Annotated in this window: 14 protein-coding genes; 8 read left to right on the top strand and 6 right to left on the bottom strand. The window is 59.4% G+C overall.

Going from position 1 to position 17,253, the window contains the following annotated elements; genetic code table 11:
* Positions 1–161 precede the first annotated feature (161 nt).
* The 5 genes from CAK95_RS20650 to CAK95_RS20630 all read right to left on the bottom strand — a co-directional run bounded on the left by CAK95_RS20650 (position 162) and on the right by CAK95_RS20630 (position 5,671).
* Positions 162–2,279, bottom strand: coding sequence for a hybrid sensor histidine kinase/response regulator (locus CAK95_RS20650; protein WP_086089623.1), 2,118 nt, complete (start codon positions 2,277–2,279; stop codon positions 162–164).
* A gap of 155 nt (positions 2,280–2,434) precedes the next feature.
* Positions 2,435–2,863: a PEGA domain-containing protein gene (locus tag CAK95_RS20645; protein ID WP_342588016.1), complete on the bottom strand. Its 429-nt coding sequence runs from the start codon at positions 2,861–2,863 to the stop codon at positions 2,435–2,437.
* A 720-nt stretch (positions 2,864–3,583) separates the two neighbouring features.
* Positions 3,584–4,087 (bottom strand): xanthine phosphoribosyltransferase, encoded by a 504-nt coding sequence (gene gpt, locus CAK95_RS20640; protein WP_086091553.1) that lies wholly within the window; start codon positions 4,085–4,087, stop codon positions 3,584–3,586.
* Positions 4,088–4,198: 111 nt separating this feature from the next.
* Complete coding sequence (locus CAK95_RS20635) at positions 4,199–4,753, bottom strand: dioxygenase family protein (RefSeq protein ID WP_198343746.1); 555 nt, start codon at positions 4,751–4,753, stop codon at positions 4,199–4,201.
* Positions 4,754–4,918: 165 nt separating this feature from the next.
* Positions 4,919–5,671, bottom strand: coding sequence for a competence/damage-inducible protein A (locus tag CAK95_RS20630; protein ID WP_086091552.1), 753 nt, complete (start codon positions 5,669–5,671; stop codon positions 4,919–4,921).
* A 211-nt stretch (positions 5,672–5,882) separates the two neighbouring features.
* On the opposite strand from CAK95_RS20630, the gene CAK95_RS20625 reads away from it, so the two are divergent.
* The 8 genes from CAK95_RS20625 to CAK95_RS20590 all read left to right on the top strand — a co-directional run bounded on the left by CAK95_RS20625 (position 5,883) and on the right by CAK95_RS20590 (position 16,088).
* Complete coding sequence (locus CAK95_RS20625; protein ID WP_086089620.1) at positions 5,883–7,301, top strand: circularly permuted type 2 ATP-grasp protein; 1,419 nt, start codon at positions 5,883–5,885, stop codon at positions 7,299–7,301.
* On the top strand, positions 7,301–8,242 hold the full coding sequence (locus CAK95_RS20620; RefSeq protein ID WP_086089619.1) for an alpha-E domain-containing protein: 942 nt from the start codon (positions 7,301–7,303) through the stop codon (positions 8,240–8,242). The genes CAK95_RS20625 and CAK95_RS20620 overlap by 1 nt, the downstream gene beginning before the upstream one ends.
* A gap of 81 nt (positions 8,243–8,323) precedes the next feature.
* On the top strand, positions 8,324–9,145 hold the full coding sequence (locus tag CAK95_RS20615) for a transglutaminase family protein (RefSeq protein ID WP_086091551.1): 822 nt from the start codon (positions 8,324–8,326) through the stop codon (positions 9,143–9,145).
* A gap of 136 nt (positions 9,146–9,281) precedes the next feature.
* Entirely contained in the window at positions 9,282–10,028 is a 747-nt protein-coding gene (locus CAK95_RS20610) for a proteasome-type protease (protein WP_086091550.1), read from the top strand.
* Between the two features lie 165 nt (positions 10,029–10,193).
* On the top strand, positions 10,194–12,458 hold the full coding sequence (locus tag CAK95_RS20605; RefSeq protein WP_210190724.1) for a putative bifunctional diguanylate cyclase/phosphodiesterase: 2,265 nt from the start codon (positions 10,194–10,196) through the stop codon (positions 12,456–12,458).
* Positions 12,459–12,671: 213 nt separating this feature from the next.
* Positions 12,672–13,424, top strand: a complete 753-nt coding sequence (locus tag CAK95_RS20600; RefSeq protein ID WP_086089617.1) for an SDR family oxidoreductase — start codon at positions 12,672–12,674, stop codon at positions 13,422–13,424.
* A 164-nt stretch (positions 13,425–13,588) separates the two neighbouring features.
* The gene (locus tag CAK95_RS20595) at positions 13,589–14,776 is read left to right on the top strand and encodes a GGDEF domain-containing protein (protein ID WP_086089616.1); all 1,188 of its coding nucleotides are present in this window, start codon (positions 13,589–13,591) and stop codon (positions 14,774–14,776) included.
* Positions 14,777–14,834: 58 nt separating this feature from the next.
* Positions 14,835–16,088, top strand: coding sequence for a NupC/NupG family nucleoside CNT transporter (locus tag CAK95_RS20590; RefSeq protein ID WP_086089615.1), 1,254 nt, complete (start codon positions 14,835–14,837; stop codon positions 16,086–16,088).
* Here CAK95_RS20590 and CAK95_RS20585 read toward each other — a convergent pair.
* Positions 16,082–17,236 (bottom strand): MFS transporter, encoded by a 1,155-nt coding sequence (locus tag CAK95_RS20585; RefSeq protein ID WP_086089614.1) that lies wholly within the window; start codon positions 17,234–17,236, stop codon positions 16,082–16,084. The genes CAK95_RS20590 and CAK95_RS20585 overlap by 7 nt on opposite strands.
* Positions 17,237–17,253 lie beyond the last annotated feature (17 nt).

Raw genomic sequence — 17,253 nt, 5'->3', positions numbered from 1 at the left:
AGCTCGTTCTCGACTGAAATGACATGTCGCCAACATATGATCTCAGGCTAAATTACACATGCCGCCAATATGCCAGCTGCACGATCGAGAAGCTAAGTCGAAAAAATTGAATGCTTCTTTAACACAACGGCTGCGCGTAAAAATACATAATCGACGTCGGCTTACGCCGCGATCGCCTTGCGGATCATCTGCGCCAGGTCTGTCTTGCGGTAAGGCTTGGCAAGCAAAAGAACATCAGGATCGAGCCGGCCATGATGCACGATGGCATCCTGCGTGTAGCCGGAGGTGAACAACACTTTAATGGATGGACGCTTTTTTCGAACCTCCTCGACGAGCGCCCGACCATTCATCGATCCTGGCATAACGACGTCGGTGAACAAGAGATCAAATGCAGCCCCTTCGTTAATGACGGCAAGGGCATCGAGGCCATTCTCGGCCGTCATCACCTGATAGCCCATGCTCTTAAGTTGCGTGGTCACTGACACACGCACGATCGGATCGTCCTCGACGACCAGGATCGTTTCATTGCCGCCGACAAGAGGCATTGCTGACATGTCCGCTGCATCGATGAGCGAACAACCCGCCCGCGGCAGATAGATCTTGAAAGTCGTGCCGTAACCCTCTTCGCTATAGAGCTTGATATGTCCACCCGATTGTTTGACGAATCCATACACCATACTGAGGCCAAGGCCGGTCCCCTTTCCCACGTCCTTTGTCGTGAAGAATGGTTCGAAGACCTTGTCACGGATCGCCATCGGAATACCCGGTCCGGTGTCGCTGACAGCGATCATGACATAGGCACCCGAGACAACCTCGCTGTGCTCGTCGGCGTAAGCCTCATCGAGGAAGACGTTCTTGGTTTCGATCGTCAGTTTTCCGCCATCGGGCATGACATCGCGCGCATTCACCGCCAGATTGACGATGGCTGTGACGAGCTGTCCGGGATCGACCATCGCCGACCATGCACGGTCACTAAGCTTCCAATCGATATTGATTTGTTCGCCGAGCGTCTGCCGTAGCAGGTTTGCGGCCTCCTGCGCCACGTGCGTGACATTGGTCAGACGCGGCCGTAGCGGCTGCTTGCGCGCGAAGGCGAGAAGATGCCTGGTCAACTCGGCACCGCGATCGGCCGCTTCGCTGATCAGTTTGGCGATCACTGCGAGTTCCGGCCGGTCGGCTACGCCTTCGGCCAGAAGGTCGATCGTGCCGGTGATGACCGTGAGCATGTTGTTGAAATCGTGCGCCACGCCGCCGGTGAGCTGCCCGATCACATCCATCTTCTCGGATTGACGCAGACGTTGCTCGAGCTTGTTGCGGTCAGTGATGTCGGTCAGAGCGAAGGCAACCGACGTCACCCCGCCCATGTCGTCATACATTGGCGCCGCTTCGAAACTGATATCGACCAGAGAGCCATCCTTGCGCTGACGCCGCACGCGGATATCCCGCAAAGTCTCGCCACCCATCGATCGCGCGATTAGCGTATTGAACTCGGCCTCATGTCCCTCGGGCACCAGTGCGTAAGGCCGGCCCACCACTTCGTCGGCTGTGTAACCGAAGATCTGCTCGGCCGCGCGGCTCCAGACCAGCACCGTACGATCCGGCGCAAGACACAGAATGCCGACGGGAGACGCGTTGATGACGGCGGCGAGCGTTTCTTTCGACTCTCGCTCTCGCCGTTCGAGCGCTTTGCGTGCGGTCATGTCGCGACCGATGGAAAAATACTCCGCGTCCGGGTCGGACCAAACGCCGGTCCAGTTCATGCTGACGAAGTGGCCGTCCTTGTGCCTGAAACGGGATTCGAAATTGCGTCTGGTGCGGCCGCGACGCGCCAGCCTGATCTCGTTGCGCGTTCCCTCCACATCGTCGGGATTGAGAAACTCCAGCGCATTGCGGCCGATCATTTCTTCGGGACGATAGCCGAGAATTCGCAGCGAACTCGGGCTGACGCGCGTGAACACGCCCTTGCGATCCGAAACCAAAATGAGATCGAGACAGGTTTCGAAGATGCGCCGGTTCTGGTCGGCCTCATGCTGAAGTTCAAATTGTCTGGCGGCGTAATGTTTGCGTTCGACCCAGACGCCATAAGCGGCAATGCTGAGAAGAGTGATAGAAATGCCGGCAACCACCCGCGATAGCCAGTCATGATGCAGGTACGCAAGATCCAGAATGCAAAATGTCAGCAGGATCAGAAAAATGGCGACCAGCAGACGGTGGCCACGATTCCTGGACCAGAAAGTCGCCGAAACGCTCTGATTCCCGGGAACAGCCTGCCCCTGCATCGCACGCAATCCTGCACGTATTCAAAACGATACGGACCAATCCAGGAAGGGTGACAGGAGGCGGTTAAAAATGCGTGCCGGACGAGCTTGAACTGCAACACAACTGCAATTGGCTACGCCGCCAAAGCTCCGAAACACTCCAACCGTCTCAAGCCTCAGCTTGTCGGCGGCTTTGGTGTGCGCCTTCGCATGATCGACGGCGGCGCGGGCGGAGGCGCAACTGGCTTCAAGGTCACGATAACCGGGTTAGGCTTGTGATCGTAGGCAGCGCCGCTCGCCCCATCGACCGCCATGCCGACCAGGCCGCCGACAAGGATATTGCCTGCAAAGCCGGCGGCGCCCCCGGAGGCGACTTCTTTGGTGAGTGTGATGACCTGCGGTTCATAACCTTCTTTGCTGAAGGCCACCGAGACATCATCGTTTCGCTTCACTTGAACAACGCATGGCGTCACGCACGTTGTCGGAACCTCGGGCCCGGTCACAGTCGCTTCAGCGCCGGCCGGCGTAGAGGTGATTGTTATTTGTTCTGTCCACCCCCGCGTTGCAGACGCACACCCGGCACAATTCAGGGCCAAAAAGCCCACGATCAAAATAGTACGCACATTGCCCCCACGCTTCTTATCTTCATACCTTCACATAACGGTCCGGGGATGGCAACCAGATACCAATCACAGGCTGCTTCTGTGGATCGTCATTTGAGTTGCAACGAGAACAGGTGGTGCTGCTGAAAGGTCTGCTGATAATTCGAGAATTGCTTGGGTTCGCACTGGCGTTTCGCCGGACCTTTGCACAAGCCGATGAAAAACCTCATCTGCTGTGTGGCCTCGGATCATTTACGCGAGCGCGGTTGAAAGAAGGCTCTGGCGTAACTCACCCGCGAATGAATAAATCTCGCTGCTGGATCGAGTATTTAAAAAGTGGTGCGGGCGGCCGGACTCGAACCGGCACGGGGAAACCCCCGAGGGATTTTCGTACCTGCTACGGCTTTCGCCGCCCTCACCTTGCATGATCACACGCAAGGTTCGGTTTGGGGTCTGGACTATACCTTCGCCATGACGCGCACCGAGTGGCGTTCGTTTTAGGCGCTGCCCGTCTAGTCTCTACACCTTCGCCTCAGCGGTCCGGCTGATGCGCTTGGCTCGGGATTGCCTATGACCGGTTTCCCCGAGTTTGAGCAGTTCTGCACCGCAGGTTTCCCCGCGGGCACTCAAGCATTTAAGTCCCTTGCGTCTACCATTTCGCCACGCCCGCGTGACCGGCCCTTATAACCTCGGCCATGGGGATCGCCAAGCAAGCGCAAAGGCTTACGCACCGCCATGGATCGGGGGCACGAAGGCAAGGCCGGTGTCCCACGGGAAGAAGATCCAGGTATCCTGCGACACCTCGGTGATGAAGGTATCGACCAGCGGCCGCCCCATCGGCTTGGCATAAACCGTCGCAAAATGCGCCTTCGGAATGAGTTCGCGCACGACCCGCGCGGTCTTTCCGGTGTCGACAAGATCGTCGACGATCAGCACGCCCTGCCCGCCGGCATTGCTGCCGCTGGTGATCGCCTCCGATATCCCTTTCAGCACGCGCAACTCGCCCTGCCGGCCGATGCCGGTATAGCTCTCGACGCAGACCGTCTCGATCATCCGCACATTCAGTTCACGCGCCACAATCGCCGCCGGAACAAGGCCGCCGCGGGTCACGCAGACGACCGAATCGAACGGGCCGGCCGCCGCCAGCCGCCAGGCCAGAGCCCGTGCGTCGCGATGAAACTGATCCCAGGAGACCGGAAAATGCTTCTGGGACGGGGCTTCGGCCATCATTTTGTCTTCCTCGGCGGGCGCTTTTTTGCAGGTGGCGCACCATTTCGGGCTGCCGGCATAGTGCCAACCGCCCGGAGGCCACGATCCACAGAAAAATCAGGTGCTTCGTTAGCTCTGCGCGAGCACGAAATCAAAGCGGGCGTCGCGCCCGGCCGCATTTTCGGCGATCCTCATGAGAAGTTCACGGCGGAATATCGGATCGCGGGAATTGCCGGGCTCACCAGGGAAATAGAGCTGCGTCGTCAGGATCGGGCCGTTCGCGGCCTGTACCTTCACATGGTAATGCCGCGTGCGTCCGGGATACCGTGCCGGAATGATGGTGACGAAGCGGTAACGGCCCTGCTCATCCGTGAATTGATGCCCGCGCCCGCGAAATCCTTTGTTGTCGTAATCGCCGTTGGCATCAGCATGCCAGAGATCGACAAGGGCATTCGGAACGGGACGGCACGCGCGCGTCAGTACGAAACCGGTTAGCGTCACCGTCACACCGGACAGACCGGAAGTGCGCAGATCGGACATGCGTGGCGATTTCGGTTTAAAGAACGGCCCCTCCGTCTGTGCGACTGTGGGGGCGCCGCCAGCATCGCATTGTGGTGTCGGCGTCAGTTCCTGCCCTGCAGCCAACCCTGGCAACGCGAAGCCCGCCAGGGCACCGGCACCCATAACCAGAACATCACGCCTCAAGGGAGTACGATCGTTTCCCATGGCATCCTCGATGGAATTGAGCCACCGCCCTTCGGACAACGCGTGCCATTCACGGCGATTTCGCGGCGTCGAGGTTGTCTGGAGTCACAAACCTGTCAGATCGAAACAGATGTGGAGGTGTCGCTACCCGGCTTTGAGCCTGGCCTTGACGGAGGCCAGCATGGCTTCGACCGCGGCCTTGGCTGTTGCAAGCTTGTCGGCATCGCGTGAGCGGATGACAACATTGGTGTTCGGGCCAAGCTTGTCGTCGAAAAACGGATAGCTGCCGATCGACACATCAGGATGCGCCCTGGCGATTTCGCCGAGTTCGGTGCCGATATCACCTTCCTTGGTGTCGGCCCGCACCGATTCCGCCAGCATTTTTTTGCCGGTCTTCAGCTTTGGCCCGACTTCGTCGAGCATGGATTGCATGATGGTGGGGACACCGGCCATGACGATGACATTGCCGATCCAGAAGCCCGGTGCGAGCGATATCTTGTTGGAGACAAGGTCCGCCCCGTCCGGAATACGGGTCATGCGCATGCGGGCTTCGTTCAGCTCGGCACCATGGAAACGCTGCCTGAGCAGTGCAACCGCGCGTGGATCATAGTCGATCGCCACGCCAAAGGCCTTGGCAACGCTGTCGGCGGTGATGTCATCGTGGGTCGGGCCGATCCCGCCGGTGGTGAACACATAGCTGTAGCGATGCCGCAGCGCGTTCAGTGCGTCGACGATCTCCTCTTCCACATCCGGCACCACGCGGACCTCGCGCAGGTCCACACCGATCGCCGTCAGGTATTCGGCGATGTAGCCGATATTCTTGTCCTTGGTCCGGCCGGACAGGATTTCGTCGCCAATGACAAGGATTGCAGCGGTAACGGTCTGATCTGGGCTCATGTCGGTCGTCGCATGTGTCGGTCCTGACTTGGTACCCCGCGCGCCGTTCCGGCTCAAGCCGATGACCGAAAAGCAGCCAGCCGCCCCCACCCTCGCACAAACGCTAGGCATCGGAGTCTTCGGCAGGACGAAAATCCGCTCTTCCCTCCGGACGGAACTGGCGCGAAGCTTGCAGCGTTGACAGGACTGCTGGGAAGGACGCTTGGGGGACATGCCGGTCGCGTTCGATGAGATGAGTGGTGTGGACGGCCAGATCCGGCCGGCTTACCAGCAATTGTCGGCCTGGCTTTCCGAGGTGCGGCCGGACGTCCTCGATTACAGGCGCCGCGAGGCCGAACTCCTCTTCCGGCGCATCGGCATCACTTTTGCGGTCTACGGCGAAGCTGATGCGCAGGAACGCCTGATTCCCTTCGACGTCATCCCCCGTATTCTATCGGGACCCGAATGGCGCACGCTGCAGCGCGGTCTCGAACAGCGCGTCAAGGCGATCAACGCCTACATCAAAGACATCTACGGCAAACGCGAATGCATGCGAGCCGGCGTCGTGCCGGAGGATCTGGTTTTTCAAAACCCGGCATTCCGGCCCGAGATGAACGGGCAAAAAGTGCCGCACGACATTTATGTCCATATCGCCGGAATCGATGTCGTGCGGGTCGATGCCGATACTTTTTATGTGCTGGAGGATAATGCGCGGACACCATCGGGCGTGTCCTACATGCTGGAAAACCGGGAGATCATGCTGCGGCTTTTTCCCGAATTGTTTTCACGCCATCGCGTGGCGCCGGTCGAGAATTACCCCGACGAACTGCTCGCCACCCTGCAATCGGTTGCACCCAATGGCGCTCCCACCGAACCCAACGCGGTGCTGCTGACGCCCGGCGTCTTCAACTCGGCCTATTACGAACACTCGTTCCTTGCCGACAAGATCGGCATCGAACTGGTCGAAGGCCGTGATCTCTTCGTCAAGGGCGAAATGGTCTATATGCGCACGACACAGGGACCAAAGCGCGTCGACGTCATCTATCGCCGCATCGACGACGACTTCCTCGATCCCCTCGCCTTCCGCCCCGATTCCGCACTCGGCGTTCCTGGGCTGATGGCTGCGTATCAGGCCGGCAATGTCACGTTGGCCAATGCGGTCGGCACCGGCGTTGCCGACGATAAAGCCGTCTACAGCTACATGCCCGACATCGTGAAATTCTTCCTCGGCGAAGAACCGATCCTGAAGAATGTGCCGACATGGCGCTGCCGGGAGGAAGAACACCTCACCTATGTGCTCGATAACATCGAGCAGCTTGTGGTGAAGGAAGTTCACGGTTCCGGCGGTTACGGCATGCTGATCGGACCGACCTCCGACAAGGCGACCATCAATGTCTTCCGATCCAAGCTGAAAGCAACGCCGAAGAATTTCATTGCGCAGCCGACGCTGGCTCTGTCCACCTGCCCGACCTATGTCGATGCCGGCGTCGCACCCCGCCATGTCGATCTGCGGCCTTTCGTTCTGACCGGCCGCGATAAAATTCGTATCGTGCCGGGCGGACTGACGCGCGTGGCGATGAAGGCCGGCTCACTGGTGGTGAATTCGAGTCAGGGCGGCGGCACCAAGGACACCTGGGTACTGGACGGCTGATGCTCTCGCGCACCGCAGACAATCTTTACTGGCTCGCGCGCTATGTCGAACGCGCCGAATATTTGGCGCGTATCCTTGAGGCGACGCAACGTCTGACCTCCTTGCCGATCGCCTATATTCGCGAAAGCAACGAATGGGAATCTGCCGTTGCGACTGCTGGCTGTGCGCATGCTTTTTTCGAAATCTATGACGAAGCCAACGAGGAAAACGTCACCGACTTTTTGGCTTTCTCGACCGCCAACCCATCCTCGATCCGCTCCTGTTTCGAAGTCGCGCGCACCAATGCGCGGGCGGTACGCACCGCGCTGACGGTCGAGATGTGGGATGCCATCAACGGCACCTGGCTCGAACTCAAACGCTACGGCAACGGCCCAACCTCGCGCGAGGAATTGTCGCGCTTCTTGCGCTGGGTTCAGGAATCGTCGCTGCGCTTCGATGGCTCGGCCTATCGGACCATGCTGCGCAACGATGCTTACTGGTTCACGCGTCTCGGCGTCTATCTCGAACGGGCCGACAACACCGCGCGCATTCTCGACGTCAAATACCACCTGCTGCTACCGGCGCAGGAGCAGATCGGCGGCCCACTCGACTATTTCCAATGGGCTGCAATCCTGCGTTCGGTCTCTGCCCTGACCTCCTATCACTGGGTCTATCGCGAGAGCCTGAAGCCGTGGCACGTGGCCGACCTTCTGATCCTGAAGGACGAAATGCCGCGCTCACTGGCCAGTTGTTACGAAAATGTCGTCCGTTATCTTGACGACATTGCCGTGGCCTATGGGCGGCAGGGTCCCTCGCAACGACTTGCCCGCGGCATCCGGACACGGCTGCAAAACGCCAAAATGGAAGACATTTTCCAGAATGGTCTGCATGAATTCATTCAGGAATTCATCGCCGACAACAATCGCATCGGCGGAACGATTTCCCAGCAATATCTGGCCTAGCCTGGCGGCCGAGATGGCCGAAGCCCCCGGATCATCAGGCACTTGCCTTTGCGGCGCGATGACGCCAGCATCGGGCCGAACATGCGTATTCGAATCCTGCACGACACAATCTACCGTTATGACCGGCCTGTTTCGGGTGTCATCCAGACGCTCCGCCTGACGCCGCGCAATCACGACGGTCAATACATCACGAGCTGGCGGGTGGATATTTCCGCCGATTGTCCGCTATCCTGTCACATCGATGCTTTCGGCAACAAGACCCACACTTTCACGGCCGATGGCCCGCTGGAAGAGCTTGTCGTCCATGTCGAAGGCGTAGCCGAAGTCGAGGACACCAACGGCGTCGTGAAGGGGACGATTGAACGTTTTCCGCCATCACTGTTTCTGCGCGAAACAAATCTCACCGAGGCCGATGACGCCATCCGCAGATTTGCAGCTGATTTCTCGAACAGCGATGGCCATCTGGCGCTTCTGCACAATATGCTGAACGCCCTTCATCGCGAGATCATCTTTGATCCCGATCCGACTCACACCGCCACCACGGCCGCAGAAGCTTTCGCGCTCAAACGTGGCGTCTGCCAGGATATCAGCCATATTTTCATCGCCGCCGCCCGCAGTCTCGGGATGCCGGCCCGCTACGTCTCAGGCTATTTCCATCGTGCCGATGGTGTCGTCGAACAGGAGGCCGGACACGCATGGGCCGAAATCTTCGTTCCAGACCTCGGCTGGGTTGCGTTCGATCCGACCAACGGTATCAGTGCCACCGATGCGCATCTGCGGGTCGCCGTTGGACTGGACTATCTGAGCGCGGCCCCGGTCCGCGGCACACGTTATGGCGGCAGCGGCGAAAATCTCACCGTCGAGGTCCGGGTCGATCAAGCCATGCGTCAATCACAAAACTAGCCCAGTGACACATAGAACTAGCCCAATGGCCTAGCCTTCGGCCGCTACAACCCTTTTTCAATCCCACCGAATGAGGATAAATGCGTCGCGGCACGGGGCTGTCCCAAACCGCCATACTGGCCGGATGCTTGCTGACATGACTTATTGCTGTGGAATTCTGGTCCGCGAGGGCCTCGTGATGATCGCCGATACCCGGACCAATGCCGGGCTCGACAATGTTTCGACCTTTCGCAAGTTACATGTGTTCAAGCAGCCGGGCGAGCGCATCATGGCGATCGCCTCCTCCGGCAATCTATCGCTCAGTCAGTCTGTCGTTTCCACCATGATCGAGGGAATCGAAAACAAGGACACCGGCGAACGCGAGACCTTGATGAACGCCCCGACGATGTTTCAGGCAGCGCAGCGTATCGGCCGGGTCGTGCGCCAACTTCACGAGCTTGAGGGCAGCGCACTTGAAGCGTCCGAGGTGAAATTCGACGTGTCCTTCCTGTTTGGCGGTCAGATCAAGGGCGAAAGAATGCGCCTGTTCATGGTCTATTCCGCCGGCAATTTCATCGAATGCACCACCGACACGCCCTACCTGCAGATCGGCGAGCATAAATACGGCAAGCCGGTCCTCGACCGCGCCGTCACCTACGGCGTCGACCTGTATGACGCACTGAAGATCGGCCTCATTTCCATGGACTCAACCATGCGCTCCAATCTGGGCGTCGGCATGCCGATCGATATTCTTGTTGCACGGCGTGATGTCTGCGATGCCGAATTGTCCTACCGGATCGAACCGGGCGAACCTTATTTTCACGATTTGCGGGAACGATGGTCAGCCGCGCTCCGCGCTGCGCATAATGCGATCCCGCGCCCGCCTTACGCCGGCGCGAGCTAGGTCATTTACGCTTCATTAACCATAAATGGTGAAACGGGTCCCGCAGACGCTTAGCGGCGTACCTACACATCACTGGCAAGTGAATGGCAAGTTTTGTCCCATAATTTTTGCCCTCCAGATCCGACACTTAGGGGCAAATTTGTGGTGGCCGAAACGAATGCGCGTTTGGCCGAGAAAAGCGCGCAGATCAGTTGGGATCGCGCCCGGCTTAGCGTTGTCGTTCCGATCAGCGTGATCGTTGCGGTTGCGATCGTTTGCATCGTTTTCGCCGTCATGACCTCAGCCAAGCGCGCCGACGAAGTTGCGCTGGAGCACGAAAAGCGGCTGTTCTCACGGGCTATCACCAACTACGGCAACCGGATTCTGCGCGAACTGGAGAGCGTCGCCTCGAACGAAGAAGCCGTGCGCCGCATCCGCGACCACTTCGACCACGACTGGATGCATAATCGCGTCGGCCTCTGGCTTCGCAATTCCTTCGATCATGACTTTGTGTTTGTCGCCGATTCCAGCGACAAGCTCGTCTACGCCCTGCTGGGCCGCAACAGCGTCGAACCGAAATGGTTCAACTCGATCCTGCCAGAACTGGCCCCAACCCTCGACTACATCCGGGGTACACCGACAGACGGACAGTTGAACGGTGCTGTCCGCATTTCGGAGCCACGCGAGGCTGCAGACGACCAGCAAGCCAACCGCGCAACGCTGATCCAGCGTTTCCTCGGCCGCCCAGCGGCCGTCGCGGCGGTGCGCATTGCTCCGACCGAACAGATTGCTGGAGCAGAGCGCAATTCAGCTCCAATCGTGATGTCCGTCAAATTTATCGATGACGATATGCTATCCGATATCGCCGGACGATTGCAGTTGGAGAATCTGCATCTGCTCGACAAGGAAGAGCCGGCGGCGGACGAATACGTCTTCGATCTGAAAGACGATTCGGGAACGCCAGTTATGCGGCTGGCCTGGACTCCCAAAAAGCCGGGTGCCGAGATTGTCACCAGCGTCATTCCGTTCATCGCCGTTGCCTTTGCAGGCTTCGGATTATTGGCCGCACTGATTCACGGTTATATGCGCCGCACCGCCGCAACGATCGCGCAGGGGGAGCAGCGGCTGCGCTATCTCGCCTTGCACGATCCGCTCTGTGGCTTGCCAAACCGCAACTATTTCGGTGAACGCCTCGAACAAGTCATCGGCAATGTGCACCAGGGCGGTCCAGCCGCAGCCGTTCTCTATGTCGACCTCGATCACTTCAAGGATGTGAACGACACGCTTGGACATCCGGTTGGTGACGAGCTGATCCGCAATGTCACCGGGCGCCTCTCTGGCATATTGCGGCCAGAAGACCTTGTCAGCCGGTTGGGTGGTGACGAATTTGCTGTCCTTGTCACAGGGGCTGTCGATCCGGCGACGTTGCAGCGTATGGCTGACCGCATCATCGCGGCGATCTGTGCACCGTATTCGATCAACGGCCACAACATCCTGATCGGCGCCAGCATCGGCATCGCCACCATCAACCAGCGCTTCCACGGCGGCACCGCCGACGTCATGCGCTACGCCGACATGGCGCTGTATCGCGCCAAGAATGAAGGCCGGAACCGCGCCTGTATCTATGACGCTGCGATGGACGCAGACCTGTCCGAACGCAAGCAACTCGAGCACGATTTGCGCGAAGCCATCGCCAATGACCAATTGCGTCTCGTCTACCAGCCGATCGTCAATGGCAGCGGCGACACCATCCTCGGCGTCGAAGCATTATCACGCTGGACCCATCCGACGCGTGGCGATATCGAGCCGTCGCAATTCATTCCCATCGCGGAACATTCCGGCCTGATCATCAAGCTTGGCGAATGGGTGTTACGGCGTGCTTGCACCGAAGGCAAGCAATGGCCCGGCCTGTCCATGTCGGTCAACGTCTCGGCGCTGCAATTCAGGCGGCCCGATTTCGTCGACACGGTCGAGCGCATTCTGCGCGAGACCGGCTTCGATGCCTCCTGCCTCGAACTCGAGATCACCGAAAGCACGCTGATCGGCAATGTGGACAATGCCGAGACCGCGATGCATCGCCTCAAGAGCATTGGCCTGCGGCTGGCACTCGACGACTTCGGCACAGGCTATTCGTCGCTTGCCTATTTACGGCGCTTTCCCTTCGACAAGCTGAAAATCGACAAAAGCTTCGTCCGCTCGATCGAGCGTTCGGCAGATGCAGCCGCCATCGTGCACGCCATTGTTGGTCTCGGCCGGGGTCTTGGCATGAGGGTGACAGCCGAAGGTGTCGAGACCGCCGAGCAGCAGCTCTTCCTGCGGGCGGCAGGCGTCCATTCGATGCAGGGCTACCGGTTCGGCAGGCCCGGCTCGCCTAATCTCATCTCCGCCCGCCTTGCAATGCCAGGCAGTCACCGCAGCATCGCCAAGGACGCGGCGGCCTTGGCGGGCTGATAACAGCCGCTACCGGGTATTCGTCAGGGGGCATTGCCGAGCATTGGCTAATCCATAGCGCGCGATCAGCACAAGTGGCGACCGGTTTTGCGTCCGATCGCGCGCTAACTTATTGACATGGCGCATAATCTCGTCGGCTAAGTAATTTCACTTCGCCGGATCATGCGCTAGGATGGCTAATACGGACGAATAATCAGAACACGGGAGATAAGAATGGCGGCGAAGGTTGCGCTGGTGACAGGTGCTGGTTCGGGTATCGGACGCGCGTCCGCACTGGCGCTGATGAAAGACGGCTTTGACATGGTGCTGGCCGGCCGCCGCAAAGAGCCGCTTGAGGAGGTGGCGAAGGAAGGCGCGGCGTTTGGGCGCAAGACACTTGCCGTGCCGACCGACCTTTCCGACCCCGCACAGATCAAGGCGCTATTTGCCAAGGCGATGGAAGCCTTCGGCCGACTTGATCTTCTTTTCAACAATGCCGGCATCGGGGCGCCCGCCATGCCACTGGAAGACCTGCCCTTCGACAAGTGGCAGGCCGTCCTCGCCACCAATCTCACGGGGCCGTTCCTGTGCACGCAGGAAGCGTTCAAGATTATGAAGGCGCAGAACCCGCGTGGCGGCCGCATCATCAACAACGGTTCGATCTCGGCGCATACGCCGCGCCCGTTCACGGTCGCCTATACCGCGACCAAGCATGCCATTACCGGCCTGACCAAATCCACCGCGCTTGACGGCCGCGCCTATGACATCGCCTGTGGCCAGATCGATATCGGCAATGCCGTGTCGCCGCTGACAGAGCGTATGACGCAAGGGATGATGCAACCGGACGGTTCTGTCCGTGCCGAAGATCGGATGGCCGTCGAAGATGTCGGCCGCGCCATCAGCTACATGGCCAGCCTGTCGCTGGAATCGAACGTGCTGTTCATGACAGTGAAGGCCACGAAGATGCCATTCGAAGGTCGCGGCTGAGAATCAGCTCCCGGCAATGGAGCGGCCCCCAGCCGCTCCGTCCGCCATTGCTGACCATTTTCTCTATTTTATCGCCGATCTAAGCTCATCGCGGTCAGGCTTGCGGTACTATTGCCGGTCAAGCTATGCAGGCGCTCCGCTCGGGGCGCGCATAGGGGCATAGCGTGACGCTCGACCTTGCCACGCTGTTCTTCGTCACCGTCTTCATGCTGGGGCTGGGCGGTGTCCTCTTGCTTTTTGCTTGGTTGCAGAATCGCAGCACCACGGCGTTGGCGTGGTGGGGAGCTGCGTTCCTTTTCTTTGCGCCGGCGACAGCTTTGTTCGGGCTTCGGGACAACCTGCCGGAATTCTGGTCAATCGTGGTCTGCAACACGATCTATTCGCTCGCCTATGGGTTGTTGTGGACCGGGGCACGGGTGTTCGAGGGCCGCAGGCCGGTATTTCTCGGAATGACTGCGGGATCCATCGTCTGGCTGCTGGCAAGCCAGTTCAGTTTCTTTATGCAATCATTGCCGCTGCGCATCGTGCTCGCATCGACGATCGTCCTGACTTACTGCCTGCTGTTCGTTTGGGAGCTTTGGCAAGGACGAAAAGAAGGGTTGATGTCACGCTGGCCGGTGATGGCCATGGTCGGATTGCACGGTCTGTTCTTTCTGGTGCGTATTCCTTCCGTCACCTCGCTGCCATTCCCTATCGGAGCGAATTCGCCTGCCTCTCCCGCGGCCCTGATCATGGTCTTCGGTCCGCTATTCTACGCCTTTGCGCTGGTATTCCTGCTGATGGCACTGACCAAGGAGCGCGCCGAACTGTATCAACGTCGCGCCGCCAATATCGATTCGCTGACCGGTGTTGCCAATCGCCGCGGCTTCACCGAACTGGCCCTCCGTGTCATCGCGCGTTCGAACACCGATAAGGCGCCGCTTGCGCTCCTCCTCTTCGACCTCGACAATTTCAAAGGCATCAATGATCGATTCGGCCATCGCGCCGGCGACCGCGTTCTGGTCGTCTTTGCCAAAACGATCCAGCAAACCTTGCGTCCGCTCGACCTCGTCGGGCGGCTCGGCGGTGAGGAATTCGTGGCTCTGCTGCCTGGCGTCACACCGGACATCACGATGGATATCGCCGAACGGATTCGCGACTCGTTCGCTGCCGCCGCCCGCGAGGTTGACGGTCACCGCGTTTCAGCAACCGTCAGTATCGGCACCGCCTCTGCAACACAGGCGGGCTACGACTTCGATACGCTTTATGCCGTGGCCGATGCCGCCCTCTATCGCGCCAAACAGAAAGGTCGCAACCGCATCGAACCCGGCCGACCGTCGCTGACGATGGTGTCACAGGCACTGGAATCGTGACGATGGCCGCCGCGGCCGGCTAGACTATACTCGCCGGATCGGGGACCTCGGGACAATCATGCTGGCATTGCAATCTGCGCTGGGCGTCGTGGCGCTCATCGCCCTCGCGTGGCTTTTCAGTGAAAGCCGGTTTGCCGTTTCGTGGCGCCGCGTCAGTATCAGCCTGTCACTGACGATATTTCTCGCGGTCGCACTCCTGAAAATTCCAGCGTTGCGGGCGGCCTTCGCCGGAGCCAACGCTGCAGTGGATGCGATCGCCGCCGCCACCCGCGCCGGCACGGCGTTTGTCTTTGGCTATATCGGCGGCGGCACGTTGCCTTTCGATCCGAAAATCCCCGGCTCGGATTTTGTTCTGGCCTTCCAGGCACTGCCGCTGGTGCTGATCATGAGCGTGCTGACCACCCTGCTCTTTTATTGGCGGATCCTGCCGCCGATCGTTCGCGGTTTTTCTTTCGTCCTCGAACGCTTGCTCGGTGTCGGCGGAGCGGTCGGTCTGTCGACTGCGGCCAATATCTTCGTCGGCATGGTCGAGGCGCCGCTGTTCATCCGCCCCTATCTCGTGAGGCTGACGCGTGCCGAATTATTCATCGTGATGACGGGTGGCATGGCCGGAATCGCCGGCACCGTGCTCGTGCTCTATGCCACGATCCTGAGCACCGTCATCCCCGATGTGGCGGGGCATCTGCTCATCGCATCGGTGCTGGGCGCACCGGCCGCGATCCTGATCAGCGAATTGATGGTGCCGGAAACGAACGAGGCTGCGACAATGGCCGAATATTCGAACCCGCCGCCGGTCGCAGCCTCGACGATGGACGCGATCGTCAAGGGTACAAGCGAAGGGCTCGCGCTCCTGCTCAATATCGTCGCCATGCTGATCGTGCTGGTGGCGCTCGTGCACCTGGCCAACGCCATTCTCGGACTCGTTCCCGACATCGGCGGCGCCAAAGTGACGCTGCAGCGCATGCTCGGCTACATCATGGCACCGGTCTGCTGGCTGATGGGGCTTCCCTGGAACGAAGCCCTGCGTGGCGGCGAATTGATGGGCATCAAGACCGTGCTCAACGAACTGATTGCTTATGTGGAAATGTCGAAGCTTGGGCCGGACGCTTTCAGCGAACGCTCGCGTCTGATCATGCTCTATGCCTTATGTGGCTTCGCCAATTTCGGCTCGCTCGGTATCATGATTGCCGGCCTGACGACGATGGCGCCGGAACGTCGCGAGGAAATTATCTCGCTCGGTCCGAAGACCATCGTCTCCGGCACGCTTGCGACCTGCGTCATCGGAGCGATCGTGGGAATGCTCAGTTATTGAGATCGCTTGCGCCACAATTCCGTGAGTTGGAATGTTGTGAAGGCAATGAGAAAAAATGCCACCGCAACAAAGCCGATGGCGCGGTAATATCCATGATCGAACAGGATGCTGGCGCTCGCTGAACCCAGCGCCTGTCCGAAATAAAGAAACGATGTATTTAACGCGACCGTTGCACTGGCCAACGCTGGGGCTGCTTCGATCAACCTGGCCTGCTGCATCGAATTGGCTGCAGTGACGCCGAGACCGAGCATCAGCATGCCAGCAGCCATTGCGGCAAGAATGCCTCCGCCAATGGCCCAGATCAGGGAACCGCAGATCATCGACAGCATGAAGATTGCCAATGTGCGCGGCACGCCGAGGCGGCCAACGACACTCGTCGCAATGACGTTACCGATCAAACTCGCCACACCGAGTATCGCAAAGAAAATCCCCGCGGCTGCCGGCCCGGCGTCAGCGAGGCGTTGCAACACCGGCGCCATATAGATCGTGATCGAGAATTGCCCAGACATCTGAAAAAGCGTGATCAGCAATATCAGCAGCAGCGTCTTGCTGCGCGCAATCTCCGTGAAACTCTGCAATGAGAGCGGATACCCCTTCAAACCGCGGGGAAGCACCACGACATTGAGCAAAGCGACCGCGGCCGCCGTCACTCCAATCACCAGGTAGGTCTCGCGCCAGCCAAACTGCGTCGCCAACCACGTGATCAGCGGCAAGCCGACTGCGATTGCTATCGACCAGCCAAGAAAGACAAAAGCCAGCGCGCTTGCCCGGTCCTTTTCAGGAACAATCAGCGCAATCGTACTGGCTGCCTGCGGCGTATAAAGCGCGACGACGACCAGCATCGCAATGCGAAAGAGAAGGATCGCGGCATAACTGTCGGCGAATGCAGACGCCACATGTCCGGCGGCAACGATGGCGAGTGTTCCCGTCAGCAGCAGGCGCCGCCCCATGCGTGTCGTCAGCCATGACAGGACAGGCGATCCGAAACACAGGATGACCGCGCCATACGTAACCAGCAAGCCCGCATCGCGGATGGTCACGCCAAGACCGCTCGACAATTCATGCAGCATACCCGCCGGCGCAAGCACGGAGAGGCCAGTGATAAAATTCCCGCTCATCAGAGCGAAGCGGGACAGCAGATGGCTCATGGGATGGACCGGAGGGA

Source organism: Pseudorhodoplanes sinuspersici (assembly GCF_002119765.1).
Classification (GTDB): domain Bacteria; phylum Pseudomonadota; class Alphaproteobacteria; order Rhizobiales; family Xanthobacteraceae; genus Pseudorhodoplanes; species Pseudorhodoplanes sinuspersici.
The sequence above is the reverse complement of the archived record's forward strand: the minus strand, read 5'-3'. Positions and strand labels throughout refer to the sequence as shown.